The organism is Caulobacter endophyticus (assembly GCF_003116815.1).
Lineage (GTDB): Bacteria > Pseudomonadota > Alphaproteobacteria > Caulobacterales > Caulobacteraceae > Caulobacter > Caulobacter endophyticus.
In genome coordinates this window covers 1-15,786 of record NZ_QDKQ01000041.1, presented here as the reverse complement: position 1 = coordinate 15,786, position 15,786 = coordinate 1, and the positions used below count along the sequence as shown (strand labels likewise).

Here is a 15,786-nt window from a genome sequence, read left to right as displayed (position 1 = left end):
GCGCCGTCGTGACCGACGCCGCCCTCCCCGCCTCCGCCAAGCCTGGCGCTCCCCCCGCGACCAAACCCGCGGGCGAGGTCGACTGGACCAAGCTCTTCCTCGGCTTCGGGGCCATGGTCATCGGCCAGTTCATGGCCATCCTCGACATCCAGATCGTGGCGGCCTCGCTGCCGCAGATCCAGGCGGGCGTCGGGGCCAGCGCCGACCAGGTCAGCTGGATCCAGACCGCCTACCTGATCCCCGAGGTCGTGATGATCCCGCTGTCGGGATACCTCTCGCGCCTGTGGGGCACCCAGCGGGTCTACATGGCCTCGTGCCTGGGCTTCATCCTGATGAGCGTCGCGACGGGCCTGTCCTCGTCGATCGACATGATGATCCTGACGCGGGCCCTGCAGGGCTTCATCGGCGGGGCGATGATCCCGACGGTGTTCGCCGTGGCCTTCACCGCCTTCCCGCCCGAGCGCCGGATCACCGCCAGCGTGATCATGGGCCTGATCGTCACCCTGGCCCCCACCGTCGGCCCCACCCTCGGCGGCCACCTGACCGAGTGGCTCTCCTGGCGCTGGCTGTTCTTCATCAACGTCCCGCCAGGCATCCTGGTGCTGTTCGCCGTGGCCCGCTGGGGCGACTTCGACAAGGGCGACCCCAGCCTCGCCAAGGGCTTCGACTGGACGGGCCTGGCCTTCATGGCGACCTTCCTGATGAGCATGCAGTACGTGCTGGAGGAAGGCGCCAAGGAGAACTGGTTCGAGGACGACCTGATCCTGGGCCTGACCGTCGTGACCGTGGTCACGGGCGTCGTGTTCATTTGGCGGCAGCTGACCTACAGGAACCCGATCGTCGAGCTGAAGGCCTTCGCCAACCGCAACTTCAGCATCGGCGTGATGATGACGGCGATCTCGGGCGCCAGCCTGTTCGGCGGCACCTTCCTGCTGCCGCAGTTCCTCAGCCGCGTGCGGGGCTATTCGGCCTCGGAAGTGGGCACGACCATGGTCGTCTCGGGCCTTTCGATGTTCGCCACCGGCCCGATCGCCGGCCGCATCGTGCGCAAGGTCGATCCGCGCATTCCGATGTGCATCGGCTTCCTGCTGGCGGGCTGGGGCATGTACATGGCCCATGGCGTGACCAAAAACTGGGGTTTCTGGGAATTCGCCGGCGTGCAGGCTTGCCGGGGCGTCGGGGTCATGATCGCCATGATCGCGACCCAGCAGATCACGATGAGCACCCTGCCCCAGCACATGGTCAAGAACGCCTCCGGCCTCGTGAACCTGTCGCGCAACACCGGCGGCGCCGTCGGCCTGGCGCTGCTGGCCACCAGCATCACCCAGCAGACCGCCCTCTACTTCAACGACATGTCGTCGAAGGTGATGAACGGCGGCGAGGCCGCGACCATGATGGCCGGCCTGGCGGCGCGCATGCAGCAGCTTGGAGTCAGCGATCCCGACGGCGCGGCCCGCAAGGCGATCGGCAACATGATGAACCAGCAGGCCACGGTGCTGGCCTTCGGCGACAGCTTCACCCTGCTGGCCTACGGCTGCTTCGTCGCCGCCGTCGTCAGCCTGCTGGCCGCCCCGCCCAAGGTCATCCCCCCGCCGCCGTCGGACGCCCACTGATGCCCAGGATCGCCGGACAGATCGACGTCGCCAAGACCGAGGCCATTCTCGACGCCGCCGTCGAGGTGATCGGCCAGCGCGGCCTGGCCGCGCCGATGGAGGCCATCGCCCGTCGGGCCGGGGTCTCCAAGCAGACGGTCTACAACCACTACGGCTCCAAGGCCGAGCTGGTGAAGGCGCTGATGGCCCGCCGCGTGGCGCGCATCACCGCCCCGCTGCGCGAGCCGGGCGCCGTCGACAATCCGCGCGAGGCGCTGGAGGCCTTCGCCCGCTCGATGCTGGAGACGGTGATCACCACCAACGGCTATTCGGTGATGCGGGTGATCATCCAGGGCGCGGGCGAGATGCCCGATGTCGCCAACGAGGTGTTCGAGGCCGGCCCCCGCCAGACCCGCCGCCAGCTGGCCGCCTTCCTGGAGACCGAGACCAGGCTGGGTCGCCTGGCGGTCGACGACCCCGAACAGGCCGCCGAGTTCTTCGCCGGCATGGTGCTGGGCCACAGCCAGCTGCGCGCCCTGCTGCGCCTGCCGTCGGATCGCACCCCCGAGCAGTTCAACGCCCTGGCGGCGGCGGCGGCGGCCCGGTTCATGCGGGCCTACGCGCCTTAGACGTCCTGCATCCCTGCGGGGAGATCTCGCTGGCCATGGAGCACGCGCCAGACGTCCACGTGTTCGTTCCGTTCGAAGTAGAAGATCAGATAGGGGTAGCGCTTCAACTGCCAGGTCCGAAGGCCTGGGCGTTTCAGAATGTAGGCGTACGCGGCGTACCCCGCGGCTGAGCGCTCGCCTATGATCCGATAGGCTTCATACATTGCCTCGGCAAAGCTGAGAGCCGTCGTCACACCCGCCTGAGATAAATACCAACTCACCGCCGCTTCAACATCGGCCTCGGCCTCAGTTCGCGGGATGACCGGCTTGAAGCTCACCCTTGCTTCAAGATCCGAGCGCGGAGATCGTCGAAATAGGCGTCGTCGGCCACGCGACCCGGAGGCGACATCTCGCCTTTGCGCAGCAGTGCATTGAGCGCCTCGCGATCTTGCTCCCGCTCGATCAAGTCGCGCACATAGTCGGCCTCGCCCTCGTAGCCTTGGGCGACAGCCTGCTCCTCGACGAAGGCCTGGAGCGTATCGGGCAGAGCGATGTTCAGCGTGCTCATGGGCCAAACGCTAACACGACGCCCGAAAAGCGCCCACGAAAAAGCCCGGCGGATCGCTCCGCCGGGCTTCGTTCGTCACGCGAGGAGCCGAAGGATCAGCCCTCGGCTTCGTCGGGCATGCCCATCATGTGGAAGCCGGCGTCGACGTGGACGACTTCGCCCGTGGTCGAGCGGCCCAGGTCCGAGACCAGCCAAAGGGCCGCGCCGGCGACGCCTTCCATCGAGGTGTCTTCCTTCATGGCGCTGAAGGCCCGGCCCTGGGCGATCATGCCGCGGCCGCCGGCGATGCCGGCCAGGGCGAGCGTGCGCATGGCGCCGGCCGAGATGGCGTTGCAGCGGATGCCCTTGGGGCCGAGGTCCCGGGCGATGTAGCGGGTCGCCGCTTCCAGGGCGGCCTTGGCCACGCCCATGGTGTTGTAGTTCGGGATGGTCCGCTCCGACCCCAGGTAGGTCATGGTGATCAGCGAACCGCCGTTCGGCATGATCTTGGCGGCGCGCTTGGCGACGTCCACGAAGCTGAAGGCCGAGATGTTCATGGCCGTGAGGAAGCCCTCACGGGTGGTGTTGTCCACGAACGAGCCCTTCAGCTCGTCCTTGTTGGCGAAGGCCACCGAGTGGACCACGAAGTCGATCGTGCCGAACTTCGCCTCGATGGCGGCGAAGGCCGCGTCCATCGAGGCGTCGTCGGTGACGTCGGCCGGGATCAGGGTGGTCACGCCGATGCTCTCGGCCAGCGGGCGCACGCGGCGCTCCAGCGCCTCGCCCTGGTAGGTGAAGGCCATCTCGGCGCCCTGGGCGGCCAGCTGGCTGGCGATGCCCCAGGCGATCGAGTTGTGGTTGGCCACGCCCATGACGAGGCCCTTCTTGCCCGCCATCAGCTCGCCCTTGGGGAATGCGTAGTCGTCGGCCATCGGTCGGCTCCTTGATCTTTGGCCGCTGGTTAGCAGCCTCGCCGCGAGGACGGAACCCCGGCGGCCTAGAAACGCGGCGTACGACGGGTCAGCCTGTAGGCGATCGCCGCCGCCAGCTGCCTGACCGGAACCGTCACGCGCCGCCCCGCCCGCCGTGGCCAGCGCCACCCGCCGGTGGCGATATCGGCCGGCAGGCGGCGAGCCTGGCGATCCTGGGTCGACAGCATCGGCGTGTAGTAGACGCAGTCGTCGAAGTAGTAGTGCAGCACCAGCGAGCGCCGGGTCGTGTCGGGGTCGGCGATCCTGGAGCCGCCATGGGCCAGGTTGGCCGCCCACACCGCGACCTGCCCCTTCTTCAGCACCGCCAGGCGCGGCTCGAAGCCGCCCTCGGCCAGCTGCCGCAGGATCGCCGGCCCGTAGAGGTCGTTGTAGTTGGCCACGGTCGTGGTCCCTTCCGCCGCGCCCGCCTGCGCCATGGTCAGCACCGGCAGGCGGTGGCTGCCGGGATAATAGACCAGCGGTCCGGCCTCGGGCCGCACGTCCTCCAGGGCCAGCCACACCCCGCACATGAAGCCCGCCGGCTCGGCGTGGAAATGCAGGGTGTCGGCGTGCACGTCCTGCTGGCTGCCGCGATGAAAGTTCAGGCTCTGGAATGGGAAGGGCTTGCGGCCGTAGGCCAGGGCCAGACGGGCCAGGATCTCCGGATGGGTCGCCATCTCGCGGATCGCCGGGCTGCGCCGCCAGGCGTCGTGCACCCGCGTCGCGCCGGCCTCGAAATGATGGCGGGTCTCGGCGTCGATGCGGCTGCAGAGCTCAAGCAGCTCGTCGCCCAGGTCGATGATCGCCAGGCCGTCCCGCGCCAGGTCGCGGGCGAAGGCCCTGTGCGCCTCGGGCGCGTCGGCCTGGGCCAGACGATCCTCCAGGCCCTCGGCCTCGATCCACGGCGCTGAAACCGCTCCCGCCGATGCGCCCTTAACCCCAGACACCATTTCGCAACGCCCCAAAGCCCCGCATCACTCAATCGATGATCGACCAGATCCGGTCAAGCATCACTCGGCGCGAGGCCCTGAAGTCGAGGTGATGGTCATGGCCGGCGGCGGGACCGGCCAGGGCCGGATCGACCAGGCCGTCCGTCCCCAGGAACGGCGACAGGTCGTCGACGAACGCGAAGCCCTCGGCCTCTGCGGCCTGGCGCAGCCGCTCTCCGGCCCGCCGGTGCAGCGCCGTGCGCCGCGCAAGATCGGGTATCTCCAGGCCCGCCAGCGCCGCCGCCAGATCCGCTCCGGCCGGTCCGTGCTGGTCGACGATGTGGGCGTTGATATAGCCGGCGCGCCAGGCGGCGTCGGACAGGACGGGCGGAAACGGCGAGGTCACCCGAACCCGCGCCCGCAGCTCCATCGGAACCGCCCCCGTCAGAAAGCTCGCGTAGCGCCCGATCGTCTCGTCCAGAAAGGCGTCGAACTCGGCCTCGTCGAAAGCCAGGGCGCCGGCGGCCAGCCGCTTGAAGGGATGCACGAACTCGATGTCGACCTGGCCGAACTTGACCAGGATCGGCAGGCCCTCGATCGCCAGCAGGCGGGCGAGCGCGGCGCGGACGCGAGGCCCCGCTCCGGAACGGCCCTCGCCGCCCAGGCCCCGCGCCGAGGCGCCCGTCTCCAGGCTCCAGATCGGCAGCAGCCAGGCCGCGCCGCGCCGGCCGCGGCGGCAAAGCAGGCGTCCGTGGCTATCGGCGACCAGGCCATAGGGCCGCGCCCCGGAGGCGATCAGGGCCGGCAGGCGGCCTTCGAGGCGGGAAGCGGGATCGGCGGCGGCCCGGCAGAGCTCCGCCCAGGCGCCGTCAAGCGGACGAAAGGCCGGCAGGGGGCAGCCCCCCGCCAAGCGGGTCACGGCGTTCGCCGGCCCGTCCGGCCCCGTCCAGAGCCGGCCGGCGCCGCCGCGAACCCAATCGATCGCGGCGGCGCGGCTCAGCTTAGTCGACCTGGCCGAAGATCAACGTGCCGTTGGTGCCGCCGAAGCCGAAGCTGTTGGACATCACCGTGCCGAGCTGCTTGTCGGCGCGCTCGCGCAGGATCGGCAGGTCGGCGAACTCGGGGTCGAGGTTCTCGATATTGGCGCTCTCGGCGGCGAAGCCGTTCTTGAGCATCAGGATCGAGTAGATCGCCTCCTGGGCGCCGGCCGCGCCGAGGCTGTGGCCGGTCAGCGACTTGGTCGACGAGATGAGCGGCGCCTTGTCGCCGAACACCTCGCGCACCGCGCCCATCTCCTTGCTGTCGCCGACCGGCGTCGAGGTGCCGTGCGGGTTCAGATAGTCGATGGTCCGGCCGCCAGCTTCCGCCATCGCCAGCTTCATGCAGCGGGCCGCGCCCTCGCCCGACGGGGCGACCATGTCGTAGCCGTCGGAGTTGGCGGCGTAGCCGATCAGCTCGCCATAGATCTTGGCCCCGCGCGCCTTGGCGTGTTCGTACTCCTCGAGCACCACGATGCCCGCGCCGCCGGCGATCACGAAGCCGTCGCGGTCCTTGTCGTAGGCGCGGCTGGCCACGGCCGGGCGGTCGTTGAAGTTGGTGCTCATGGCGCCCATGGCGTCGAACAGGTTCGACAGGGTCCAGTCCAGCTCCTCGCAGCCGCCGGCGAAGACGATGTCCTGCTTGCCCAGCTGGATCTGCTCGGCGCCCGCGCCGATGCAGTGGGCGCTGGTCGCGCAGGCCGAGCTGATCGAGTAGTTGATCCCGCGGATCTTGAACCAGGTCGACAGCACCGCCGACGGACCCGAGCTCATGGCCTTGGGCACGGCGAACGGACCGATCCGCTTGGGGCCCTTCTCCTTCGTCGTGGCCGCGGCCTCGACGATGACGCGGGTGGACGGACCGCCCGAACCGACGATCAGGCCGGTGCGCTCGTTGGAAATCTCGGACTCTTCGAGACCGGAATCCGCGATCGCCTGCTCCATGGCGATGTGGGCATAGGCCGTGCCGGGCGCCAGGAAGCGGGCCGCCCGGCGATCGACCAGGCCTTCCCACTCGATCTGGGGCGCGGCGTGCACCTGGCAGCGGAAACCGAGTTCCGCGTACTCCGGCGCGGCGACCACGCCCGACTTGGCCTCGCGCAGCGAAGCCAGCACCTCGTTGGCGTTGTTGCCGATGGACGAGACGACGCCCAGTCCCGTGACGACGACGCGACGCATATCAGTACCTCTTTCTCCCCGATCCCGCCGGAGCCAGCTCTTTTGACAAGAACGGCCAGCCTGTCGGTTGGATCAACCCGCCATCTGTTCGGCCGTGAACAGGCCGACCTTGAGGTCCTTGGTTTCGTAGATGACCTTGCCGTCGGCTTCCATGACGCCGTCGCCGATGCCCATGACGAGCTTGCGCATGATCACGCGCTTCAGGTCGATCTTGTAGACGACCTTCTTGACCTCGGGGGTCACCTGGCCGGTGAACTTCACCTCGCCCACGCCCAGGGCGCGGCCGCGGCCGGGAGCGCCCGACCATCCCAGGAAGAAGCCGACCAGCTGCCACATGGCGTCCAGGCCCAGGCACCCGGGCATGACGGGGTCGCCGATGAAGTGGCAGCCGAAGAACCAGAGGTCCGGCTTGATGTCGAATTCGGCTTCGACATAGCCCTTGCCGTACTTGCCGCCCTCGGATTCGATCCGGACGATGCGATCGAACATCAGCATCGGGGGCACGGGCAGCTGGGCGTTGCCGGGTCCGAACATTTCGCCCCGGCCGCAGGCCAGGAGCTCTTCGAAGGTGTAGGCGCTCTTTTGCATGTGAACGCCCCTAGCACGGCGCCGGGGCGGGCCTCAATGTTACATTCGGCGACAATTGGTGAGAGCAGCGCTCAAAGGGATCGAAATCAGCGCCCCTTCGGACACTGCAAGGTCTCCTTGGCTCCCCAGATCTCGCCTTCCGGGGCCCAGCCCGACGCGCCGTCGGCCTTCAGGCGGCACCAGCCCTTCTCGCACTTGTCGAGATTGGCGATCGAGCGGCCGGCCAGATAGGCGCTGATCCGCGCCTCCGGCTTGGGCGAGGCGCGCAGGGGCAGGGGGCTGTCCTGCACCCGCATGGCGGTGCGCCGGCCGTCGGTGGTGCGCTTGTGCACCCAGGCAAGGCCGCCTTCGGGATCGCAGATCCGCCGCCACTCGCGGGTTTCGGCCACCACCTGCACCGGCAGGCCCTTGGCCTTGTAGATCCACAGCAGCCGGTGCTGCTCGTCCGGACCCTGACGCGCGTTGACCTCGCCGTACTTCAGCACGACGTAGCGCGGCACCGGCAGGCCCGACGGGGTCGTGGTCGGGGTCTGGGCGAGGGCGGGCCCCGCCAGCAGCAGCATCGCCCCTGCAAGACCGCCCAGCGCCGCTCCCCCCAAGGCCAATCCGCCCAGCGAACGATGTTTGCATTTCACCGGCATGTTGCTTGGCCGCTTCCGGCCCCTTTGCTACAGATTTCGAACGCCCGTCAGGGAAAGGCTTTTCGGACCGCTCATGCCTGCCCGCAAGCTCAAAGTCGTCGTCACGCGCAAGCTGCCCGATCCGGTCGAGACGCGCATGTGCGAACTGTTCGACACCGAACTGAACCTGTCCGACCAGCCGATGACCGCCGAAGAGCTGGTCGAGGCCATGGGACGGGCCGACGTGCTGGTGCCCACCATCACCGACCGCATCGACAGTCGCCTTCTGTCGCGATCGGGCGAGCGGCTCAAGCTGATCGCCAATTTCGGGGCCGGGGTCGACAATATCGACGTCGCCACCGCCAATGCGCGGGGGATCATCGTCACCAACACGCCTGGCGTCCTGACCGAGGACACCGCCGACCTGACCATGACCCTGATCATGGCCGCCTCCCGCCGTGTCGTCGAAGGGGCCGAGGTGGTCAAGGCCGGCGAGTTCCAGGGCTGGTCGCCGACCTGGATGCTGGGCCGCCGCCTGTGGGGCAAGCGCCTGGGCATCGTCGGCATGGGCCGCATCGGCCAGGCCGTGGCTCGCCGCGCCAAGGCCTTCGGCATGCAGGTGCACTACCACAACCGCAAGCCCGTCAGCCCGCGCATCGCCGAGGAGCTGGGCTGCACCTACTGGGAAAGCCTCGACCAGATGCTGGCCCGGATGGACATCATCTCGATCAACTGCCCGCATACCCCAGCCACCTACCACCTGCTCTCCGCCAGGCGCCTGAAGCTGCTGCGGCCGCACGCCATCGTCGTCAACACCGCCCGCGGCGAGGTGATCGACGAGGGCGCCCTGGCCAACATGCTGGCCCGCGGCGAGATCGCCGGCGCGGGCCTCGACGTCTACGAGCACGAGCCCGCCATCAATCCCAAGCTCCTGAAGCTGCCCAACGTCGTGCTGCTGCCGCACATGGGCTCGGCCACGGTCGAGGGCCGCATCGACATGGGCGAGAAGGTCATCGTCAACGTGAAGACCTTCATGGACGGCCACCGCCCGCCCGACCGCGTGATCCCGGCGATGCTGTAGGCTCGGGGACACATCGCCCTGGCTTGGCGGCCCCCAAAATCGCCCGAGCCGGCGATTTTCTCCGAAGCCCGCGCTTCAAGCTTGACCATGAGTGAGTAACATCCTCCCCTCGCCATTCCCTATGGTTGAGGTTTCTCATGGTTTCGCGTCGCCAAGCCATCGCGGGGGCTATGGCGTCCCCAGTACTGCTGTCGGGTTTCTCCGCGTTGGGCCAGCCGAGCCCGCCGACCGTCGAGGAATTCCTGCGGCCTGAACTCGACCGCGACATGGCGCTCTCTCCCGACGGCAAGCGGATCGCGATCCTGACCGTCAAGGTGGTGGGTGAGAAGAACGGCGAAAAGCAGACCTCCGCCACCGTCACGCTGCTGAACGCCGACTCCCCCGACACCGGCCGCACGCTGGTGCAACTCGGGGCGATGGACGGCTATCGGCTGGCGTGGGGCAGCGACAACCGCTTGCTGATCTGGATCCGCTCCGACGCGACCGAGGCGAGCGGGCGCAAACGCACCAAGAAGGAAAGCCCCAGCGTACGCCGCATCATCGCCGTCGACCCCGACGGCAAGAATCCCAAGGTGCTGTTCAACGACGGCACCGACCGGATCAGGAACATATACGACCTGTCCCGCGTGGTGGATCTGCTGCGCGACGACCCCAACTACGTGCTGATGCAGGCTTGGCGCCCCGACTTCGGGACCTGGGCGCTTTACAGGGTCAACATCAACACCGGCCTGCCGGTTCTGATGGAGCGAGGCGAGCAGAAGACCTGGGGCTGGGCGTTCCAGAACGGCGTGCCCGTCGTCCGCTACGACGGCAACTATCGCGGCACGGTGATGTCGATCTACACCCGCCCTCCGGGGGCGAAGGCCTGGACGTTCTACAAGAAAGTCCGAGCCGGTGACTGGGCCAAACAGGAGTTCGTGATCGTCGGCCCTACCCGCGAGCCGGGCGTCATGCTGGCGACCGCCTTTGTGGAAGGATCAGACACCACGGCGCTGCGCAAGTTCGACCTGTCCACGATGAGCCTCGGCGACCCCGTCGCCTCGCCACCCGGGCGCGACGTGGAGGCGGCGATCTATACTCCGTCCGGCGACCTCATCGGCGCCAGCTATACCGATGATCGCCGCAACTATCAGTTCGTCGACCCGGCGTTCGGACCGCACTTCCGGGCCCTGAACAAGTTTCTCGGCAACGAGTCCAACATCGACTTCTTCGACGTCAGCGCCGATGGCCAGCGCTTTCTGGCCCTTGTCAGCGGGCCTCGCGACGCGGGCTCCTATTATTTCTACGACCGCAAGGCCAAGCGCTTCGACGCCCTGGGCCAGAAGAAGCCCTGGCTGACGGCCGATCGTCTGGCCAAGGTCGAGGTGCTGAACGTCAAGACCCGCGACGGCGCGGCGATCACCGCCTACCTGACCGTGCCGTTGATACGGGGTCCGCGCCCACTGGTTGTCATGCCTCACGGCGGGCCGGAGATCCGCGACAGCGTCGAGTACGACGCCTTCGCTCAAGTGCTGGCGGCCCAGGGCTGGATGGTCCTGCAGCCCAACTTCCGGGGATCGGGCGGTTATGGCGAGGCCTTCGCCAAGTCAGGGCGCAAGCGCTGGGGCGGCCGCATGCAGGAGGACGTCGAGGACGCCGTGAGCCTGATGGCGGCGTCCGGCCGCATCGATCCCGGCAAGATCGCCATCTGTGGCTACAGCTACGGCGGCTATGCGGCCTTGATGGGGGCGGCCCGCCGTCCCGATCTCTACAAAGCGGTCGTGGCCATGGCCGGCGACAGCGACCTGCACGAAGCCATCGCCTTCGCCAAGGCCGAGGAGGGCGCGGATTCACCGGCCTACCTCTACTGGCTCGAAACCATCGGCGACCCAGCCACCGACGGCGAGGCCATGAGGGCCGCGTCGCCGGCCCTGCTGGCCGCCAAGTTCACGGCCCCGGTCCTGCTGATCAGCGGAACCGAGGACGACGTCGTTTCGCCCAAGCAGTCGAAGATCATGGCTCAGGCCCTGCGCGCGGCCGGCAAGAGCGTCGAACACATCGAGATGAAGGGCGTCGGCCACCGCGATCTGGAAGAAGAGCACTGGCGTCTGCTCTACACCCGCACGGTCGACCATATCGCCAAGGCCTTCGGCGCCTGAAGCCGCCTCAGCCCCGCATGTCGCCGGTCTCCATGAAGCGCTGGTGCCACGACAGCGCCTCGCCCGGCAGGGTCGGGGTCTGGCGGCCGTAGGCGCCCAGCTGGGCGCGCTGGAAATAGTCCTCCAGGGCCGGGCGGAAATCGGGGTGGGCGCAGTTGTCGATGATCACCCGGGCCCGCTGCTTGGGCGACAGGCCGCGCAGGTCGGCCAGGCCCTGCTCGGTGACGATCACCTGGACGTCCTGGTTGATGTGGTCGACGTGGCTGACCTGCGGGACGATGGCCGAGATCTTGCCGCCCTTGGCCGTCGACGGGGTCATGAAGATCGACACATAGGCGTTGCGGGCGAAGTCGCCCGAGCCGCCGATGCCGTTCTGGATGCGCGAGCCCATCACGTGGGTCGAGTTCACCGCGCCGTAGATGTCGGCCTCGATCAGGCCGTTCATGGCGATGCAGCCCAGGCGCCGGATCAGCTCGGGATGGTTGGAAATCTCCTGCGGGCGCAGGATCATCTTGTCGCGGAAGCTTGCCATGTCGGCGTTGAGGCCCGCGGCGGCCTCGGGGCTCAGCGAGAAGGCCGTGGCCGAAGCCATGCGCAGCTTGCCGGCGGCCAGGAGGTCGAGCATCCCGTCCTGGATCACCTCGGTATAGGCGGTCATGTTCTCGAACGGGGCGTCCACCAGGCCCGTCAGCACGGCGTTGGCGATGTTGCCCACGCCCGACTGCAGCGGCAGCAGCGAGGCGGGCAGGCGGCCCATCCTCACCTCGTGGGCGAAGAACTCCAGCAGGTGGCCGGCGATCGCCAGCGCCGAGGCGTCGGGGGCGGCGAAGGGCAGGTTGCGGTCGGGCGCGTCGGTCTCGACCACCGCCACGACCTTGCTCGGATCGACCCGGAACCAGGCCTCGCCGATGCGGTCGTCGGGCCTCACCAGCGGGATCGGTACGCGGTTCGGCGGCAGGGCGGTGCCGTAGTAGATGTCGTGCATCCCCTCCAGCGCCGGGTTCTGCCAGCGATTGACCTCGAGAATGATCTTCGAGGCCCGGTCCAGCCAGGTCTTGTTGTTGCCCACCGACGAGGACGGGATCAGCGAGCCGTCGGCGCGGATCCCGGCGATCTCGACCACCGCCGTGTCGAGCGGACCCAGGAACCCCTGCCAGGCCATCGGGGCGACCTGGCTCAGGTGCATGTCGAAATACTCCATCTCGCCGCGATTGATCTTCTCGCGGGCGATGGGGTCGGAATTGTAGGGCAGCCGGAACTCGACGCCGTCGCTCTTGGCCAGGGCGCCGTCCAGCTCAGGGCCGGTCGAGGCGCCGGTCCACACCTTGACCCGGAACGGCTGGCCGGCGGCGTGGGCGGTCTCGATGCGCTCGGCCAGGGCCAGCGGCACGGCCTTGGGATAGCCCGAGCCGGTGAAGCCGCTCATGCCGACGGTCGAGCCCGGCTCGATCAGGCCGGCGGCGTCCTGCGCGCTCATGACCTTGGCGGCCAGGCCGGGGTGGGCGATGCGAGAGGTGGTCATCGGTTTTCTCCCTTGGCCGACCGGCGGCAAGGGGGAGGTCCGCCGGGACCGGCGGCCGGCAACCTAGACCAAACGATCCACCGACTCGACCCCGTAAAGCCCCGTAGGCACAAGGTTTTCGCCGAACGGCGCTATGCTCCGCAGGCGGTACAGGCGGGGTCCGCGCCGATGCGTACCGTGCGGGTCTCGGCCGCCAGGGCGTCGTAGATCAGGAGGCGCCCGTCGAGCGGCTTTCCGGCTCCGGTGATCACCTTCACCGCCTCCAGCGCCATCATCGAGCCGATCACGCCGGCCAGGGCGCCGACGACGCCCACGAGGGCGCAGGTCTCGGCGTCCGGCGGAACCTCGGGCACCAGGCAGCGATAGCAGGGCTGGCCGTGGAACACGCCCACCTGGCCCGTCCAGCGCCCCAGGGCTCCGCTGACCAGCACCTTGCCTTGCGCCAGGCAGGCGTCACTGACCGCGAAGCGGGTGGAGAAGTCGTCGGTGCCGTCGAGCACGATGTCGTAGCCGCGCACGATCTCGCGGGCGTTGGCCTCGTCCAGCCAGACGGGGTGGGGGACCACCGCCACGTTCGGGTTCAGCGCCGCCAGATGCGCGGCCGCCGCCTCGACCTTGGGCTTGCCGACGTCGGCTTCCGCATAGAGCACCTGGCGCTGCAGGTTCGACAGCGACACCGTGTCGGCGTCGGCGATGCCGATCGTCCCCACCCCGGCGGCCGCCAGATAGAGGGCCGCGGGCGCGCCCAGCCCGCCAGCGCCGACGATCAGAACCCTGGCCGCCTTGAGCTTCTGCTGCCCCGGCCCGCCGATCTCGCGCAGCACCAAGTGGCGGGCGTAGCGCTCGACCTCGCGTTCCGAAAAGCTCATGGCGCTTGACCCTCCAGGCCGGCCTCGCCACATGCGAAGCCATGCAAAGCTCGAACTCGTTCCCCGACTGGCACGGCACCACCATTCTCGCGGTGCGCAAGAACGGCCAGACCGTGATCGCCGGCGACGGACAGGTGTCCATGGGCCCAACCGTCGTCAAGGGCAACGCCCGCAAGGTCCGCCGCCTGGCCGGAGGCGCCGTCGTCGCCGGCTTCGCCGGGGCCACGGCCGACGCCTTCACCCTGATCGAGCGGCTGGAAGCCAAGCTCGAACAATATCCCAACCAGTTGGCCCGGGCCTGCGTGGACTTGGCCAAGGACTGGCGCACCGACCGCTACCTGCGTCGGCTGGAGGCCATGCTGCTGGTCGCCGACAAGGACGCCATCTACACCGTCACCGGCGTCGGCGACGTGCTGGAGCCGGGCGAAAGCCCCGGCGGCGGCGCGGTCGCGGCCATCGGCTCGGGCGGCAACTACGCGCTCGCCGCGGCGAAGGCCCTGATCGACCAGGACCTGACCGCGGAGGAGATCGCCCGCCGCGCCATGGCCATCGCCGCCGAGATCTGCGTCTACACCAACGGCAACCTGACGGTTGAAAGCCTCTGATGACCGAGTTCTCCCCCCGCGAAATCGTCTCCGAACTGGATCGCTTCATCGTCGGCCACGCCGAGGCCAAGCGCGCCGTGGCCGTGGCCCTGCGCAACCGCTGGCGCCGCCGCCGCACCCCGGCCGACCTGCAGGACGAGATCACCCCCAAGAACATCCTGCTGATCGGCCCCACCGGCGTGGGCAAGACCGAGATCGCCCGCCGCCTGGCCAAGCTGGCCCAGGCGCCCTTCCTCAAGGTCGAGGCCACCAAGTTCACCGAGGTCGGCTATGTCGGTCGCGACGTCGACCAGATCGTCCGTGACTTGGTGGAAAGCGCCCTGGCCATGGTCCGCGACAAGCGCCGCGCCGGCGTGAAGGCCAAGGCCGAAGCCGCCGCCGAGGACCGCATCCTCGACGCCCTGACCGGCCCCGGCGCCACGGCGGCCCGCGACAGCTTCCGCAAGAAGCTCCGCGCCGGCGAACTCGACGACAAGGAGATCGAGCTGACCCTGGCCGACAACGGCGGCGGCGGCATGTTCGAGATTCCCGGCCAGCCCGGCGCCTCGGTGCTGAACCTGGGCGAGATGATGAAGTCGTTCGGCGGCGGCCGCACCAAGACCCACAAGACCACGGTCTCGGGCGCCTGGGCGCCGCTGATCGCCGAGGAGAGCGACAAGCTGCTCGACCAGGAGGCCCTGACGCAGGAAGCCCTGGCCCTGGCCGAGAACCACGGCATCGTCTTCCTCGACGAGATCGACAAGGTCGCCAGCAGCTCCCAGCGCGGCGGCGCCGACGTGTCCCGCGAAGGCGTGCAGCGCGACCTGCTGCCGCTGATCGAGGGCACGACGGTGTCGACCAAGTACGGGCCGGTGAAGACCGACCACATCCTGTTCATCGCCTCGGGCGCCTTCCACGTCGCCAAGCCGTCGGACCTGCTGCCCGAGCTGCAGGGCCGCCTGCCGATCCGCGTGGAGCTGAAGGGCCTGTCGCGCGACGACATGCGCCGCATCCTCACCGAGCCGGAAGCCAACCTGCTGCGCCAGCACCAGGCCCTGATGGCCACCGAGAACCTGACCCTGGTGTTCACCGACGAGGCCATCGACGCCCTGGCCGACGCGGCCGTGGCGGTCAACGCCTCGGTCGAGAACATCGGCGCCCGTCGCCTGCAGACGATCATGGAAAAGGTCGTCGAGGAGATCAGCTTCACCGCCACCGACCACGGCGGCGAAACCGTCACCATCGACGCCGACTACGTCAACAAGCGCGTCGGAACCCTGGCGGCGAATGCGGATCTGAGCCGGTATATTCTCTGACGGGGAGGGGGAAGGCGGCCTGAAAGATCCTCCCCCTCTGGGGGAGGCGGCCCGAAGGGCCGGAGGGGGGCCGTTCTCAGCTTCCGAGGCGCCGGCCAGCCTCGCACCAACTCCCCCCACCGATCGCTTCGCGATCGCCTCCCCCACAGGGGGAGGTTCCTGGTTATGGGGATAGAGCAGCGTGGATCCCCGGCGTTCGGCGAAA

Annotated in this window: 16 protein-coding genes; 6 read left to right on the top strand and 10 right to left on the bottom strand. The window is 68.8% G+C overall.

The annotated features are described in order from the left end of the window. Positions 1-8: 8 nt before the first annotated feature. Both DDF67_RS11925 and DDF67_RS11920 read left to right on the top strand, forming a co-directional pair. The gene (locus DDF67_RS11925) at positions 9-1,613 is read left to right on the top strand and encodes a DHA2 family efflux MFS transporter permease subunit (protein WP_109101118.1); all 1,605 of its coding nucleotides are present in this window, start codon (positions 9-11) and stop codon (positions 1,611-1,613) included. Next, positions 1,613-2,221, top strand: a complete 609-nt coding sequence (locus DDF67_RS11920) for a TetR/AcrR family transcriptional regulator (RefSeq protein ID WP_109101117.1) — start codon at positions 1,613-1,615, stop codon at positions 2,219-2,221. The genes DDF67_RS11925 and DDF67_RS11920 overlap by 1 nt, the downstream gene beginning before the upstream one ends. Here DDF67_RS11920 and DDF67_RS11915 read toward each other — a convergent pair. The 8 genes from DDF67_RS11915 to DDF67_RS11880 all read right to left on the bottom strand — a co-directional run bounded on the left by DDF67_RS11915 (position 2,218) and on the right by DDF67_RS11880 (position 8,092). After that, positions 2,218-2,538 carry a type II toxin-antitoxin system RelE/ParE family toxin gene (locus DDF67_RS11915; RefSeq protein WP_109101116.1) on the bottom strand — a complete coding sequence of 107 codons (321 nt, stop codon included), beginning with the start codon at positions 2,536-2,538 and terminating at the stop codon, positions 2,218-2,220. The genes DDF67_RS11920 and DDF67_RS11915 overlap by 4 nt on opposite strands. Further along, positions 2,535-2,768: a ribbon-helix-helix domain-containing protein gene (locus DDF67_RS11910; protein WP_109101115.1), complete on the bottom strand. Its 234-nt coding sequence runs from the start codon at positions 2,766-2,768 to the stop codon at positions 2,535-2,537. The genes DDF67_RS11915 and DDF67_RS11910 overlap by 4 nt, the downstream gene beginning before the upstream one ends. A gap of 95 nt (positions 2,769-2,863) precedes the next feature. After that, complete coding sequence (locus DDF67_RS11905) at positions 2,864-3,679, bottom strand: enoyl-ACP reductase FabI (RefSeq protein WP_109101114.1); 816 nt, start codon at positions 3,677-3,679, stop codon at positions 2,864-2,866. Positions 3,680-3,744: 65 nt separating this feature from the next. Then, positions 3,745-4,668, bottom strand: a complete 924-nt coding sequence (locus tag DDF67_RS11900; protein WP_109101113.1) for a phytanoyl-CoA dioxygenase family protein — start codon at positions 4,666-4,668, stop codon at positions 3,745-3,747. A gap of 28 nt (positions 4,669-4,696) precedes the next feature. Then, entirely contained in the window at positions 4,697-5,566 is an 870-nt protein-coding gene (locus DDF67_RS11895; RefSeq protein WP_109101112.1) for a hypothetical protein, read from the bottom strand. Between the two features lie 82 nt (positions 5,567-5,648). Beyond that, positions 5,649-6,863, bottom strand: a complete 1,215-nt coding sequence (gene fabB / locus DDF67_RS11890; RefSeq protein ID WP_109101111.1) for a beta-ketoacyl-ACP synthase I — start codon at positions 6,861-6,863, stop codon at positions 5,649-5,651. A 72-nt stretch (positions 6,864-6,935) separates the two neighbouring features. Then, positions 6,936-7,451, bottom strand: coding sequence for a 3-hydroxyacyl-[acyl-carrier-protein] dehydratase FabA (gene fabA, locus DDF67_RS11885; protein WP_058348531.1), 516 nt, complete (start codon positions 7,449-7,451; stop codon positions 6,936-6,938). 86 nt (positions 7,452-7,537) lie between these two features. After that, a complete protein-coding gene (locus tag DDF67_RS11880; RefSeq protein ID WP_109101110.1) occupies positions 7,538-8,092 on the bottom strand; it encodes an SH3 domain-containing protein in 555 nt (184 codons plus the stop codon). Between the two features lie 73 nt (positions 8,093-8,165). Here DDF67_RS11880 and DDF67_RS11875 point away from each other — a divergent pair, with 73 nt between their 5' ends. Continuing rightward, on the top strand, positions 8,166-9,152 hold the full coding sequence (locus tag DDF67_RS11875; RefSeq protein ID WP_109101109.1) for a 2-hydroxyacid dehydrogenase: 987 nt from the start codon (positions 8,166-8,168) through the stop codon (positions 9,150-9,152). 170 nt (positions 9,153-9,322) lie between these two features. Then, positions 9,323-11,290, top strand: a complete 1,968-nt coding sequence (locus DDF67_RS11870) for an alpha/beta hydrolase family protein (protein ID WP_233247630.1) — start codon at positions 9,323-9,325, stop codon at positions 11,288-11,290. 7 nt (positions 11,291-11,297) lie between these two features. Here DDF67_RS11870 and DDF67_RS11865 read toward each other — a convergent pair whose 3' ends face one another. Both DDF67_RS11865 and DDF67_RS11860 read right to left on the bottom strand, forming a co-directional pair. Further along, complete coding sequence (locus DDF67_RS11865; protein WP_109101107.1) at positions 11,298-12,812, bottom strand: acetyl-CoA hydrolase/transferase family protein; 1,515 nt, start codon at positions 12,810-12,812, stop codon at positions 11,298-11,300. A gap of 131 nt (positions 12,813-12,943) precedes the next feature. Next, positions 12,944-13,681 carry a HesA/MoeB/ThiF family protein gene (locus DDF67_RS11860; protein WP_199229217.1) on the bottom strand — a complete coding sequence of 246 codons (738 nt, stop codon included), beginning with the start codon at positions 13,679-13,681 and terminating at the stop codon, positions 12,944-12,946. A 5-nt stretch (positions 13,682-13,686) separates the two neighbouring features. Here DDF67_RS11860 and hslV point away from each other — a divergent pair, with 5 nt between their 5' ends. Next, positions 13,687-14,286, top strand: a complete 600-nt coding sequence (hslV, locus tag DDF67_RS11855) for an ATP-dependent protease subunit HslV (protein ID WP_199228459.1) — start codon at positions 13,687-13,689, stop codon at positions 14,284-14,286. Beyond that, positions 14,286-15,581, top strand: a complete 1,296-nt coding sequence (hslU, locus tag DDF67_RS11850; RefSeq protein WP_109101104.1) for an ATP-dependent protease ATPase subunit HslU — start codon at positions 14,286-14,288, stop codon at positions 15,579-15,581. Before hslV ends, hslU begins: the two co-directional genes overlap by 1 nt. The last annotated feature ends 205 nt before the right edge of the window (positions 15,582-15,786 follow it).

Excerpts from the sequence above, each read along its gene's own strand:
- DDF67_RS11920 (WP_109101117.1), top strand. The coding sequence starts at position 1,613 with ATGCCCAGGATCGCCGGACAGATCGACGTCGCCAAGACCGAGGCCATT.
- DDF67_RS11910 (WP_109101115.1), bottom strand. The coding sequence starts at position 2,768 with ATGAGCACGCTGAACATCGCTCTGCCCGATACGCTCCAGGCCTTCGTC.
- DDF67_RS11905 (WP_109101114.1), bottom strand. The coding sequence starts at position 3,679 with ATGGCCGACGACTACGCATTCCCCAAGGGCGAGCTGATGGCGGGCAAG.
- DDF67_RS11900 (WP_109101113.1), bottom strand. The coding sequence starts at position 4,668 with ATGGTGTCTGGGGTTAAGGGCGCATCGGCGGGAGCGGTTTCAGCGCCG.
- fabB (WP_109101111.1), bottom strand. The coding sequence starts at position 6,863 with ATGCGTCGCGTCGTCGTCACGGGACTGGGCGTCGTCTCGTCCATCGGC.
- fabA (WP_058348531.1), bottom strand. The coding sequence starts at position 7,451 with ATGCAAAAGAGCGCCTACACCTTCGAAGAGCTCCTGGCCTGCGGCCGG.
- DDF67_RS11880 (WP_109101110.1), bottom strand. The coding sequence starts at position 8,092 with ATGCCGGTGAAATGCAAACATCGTTCGCTGGGCGGATTGGCCTTGGGG.
- DDF67_RS11875 (WP_109101109.1), top strand. The coding sequence starts at position 8,166 with ATGCCTGCCCGCAAGCTCAAAGTCGTCGTCACGCGCAAGCTGCCCGAT.
- DDF67_RS11870 (WP_233247630.1), top strand. The coding sequence starts at position 9,323 with ATGGCGTCCCCAGTACTGCTGTCGGGTTTCTCCGCGTTGGGCCAGCCG.
- DDF67_RS11865 (WP_109101107.1), bottom strand. The coding sequence starts at position 12,812 with ATGACCACCTCTCGCATCGCCCACCCCGGCCTGGCCGCCAAGGTCATG.
- DDF67_RS11860 (WP_199229217.1), bottom strand. The coding sequence starts at position 13,681 with ATGAGCTTTTCGGAACGCGAGGTCGAGCGCTACGCCCGCCACTTGGTG.
- hslU (WP_109101104.1), top strand. The coding sequence starts at position 14,286 with ATGACCGAGTTCTCCCCCCGCGAAATCGTCTCCGAACTGGATCGCTTC.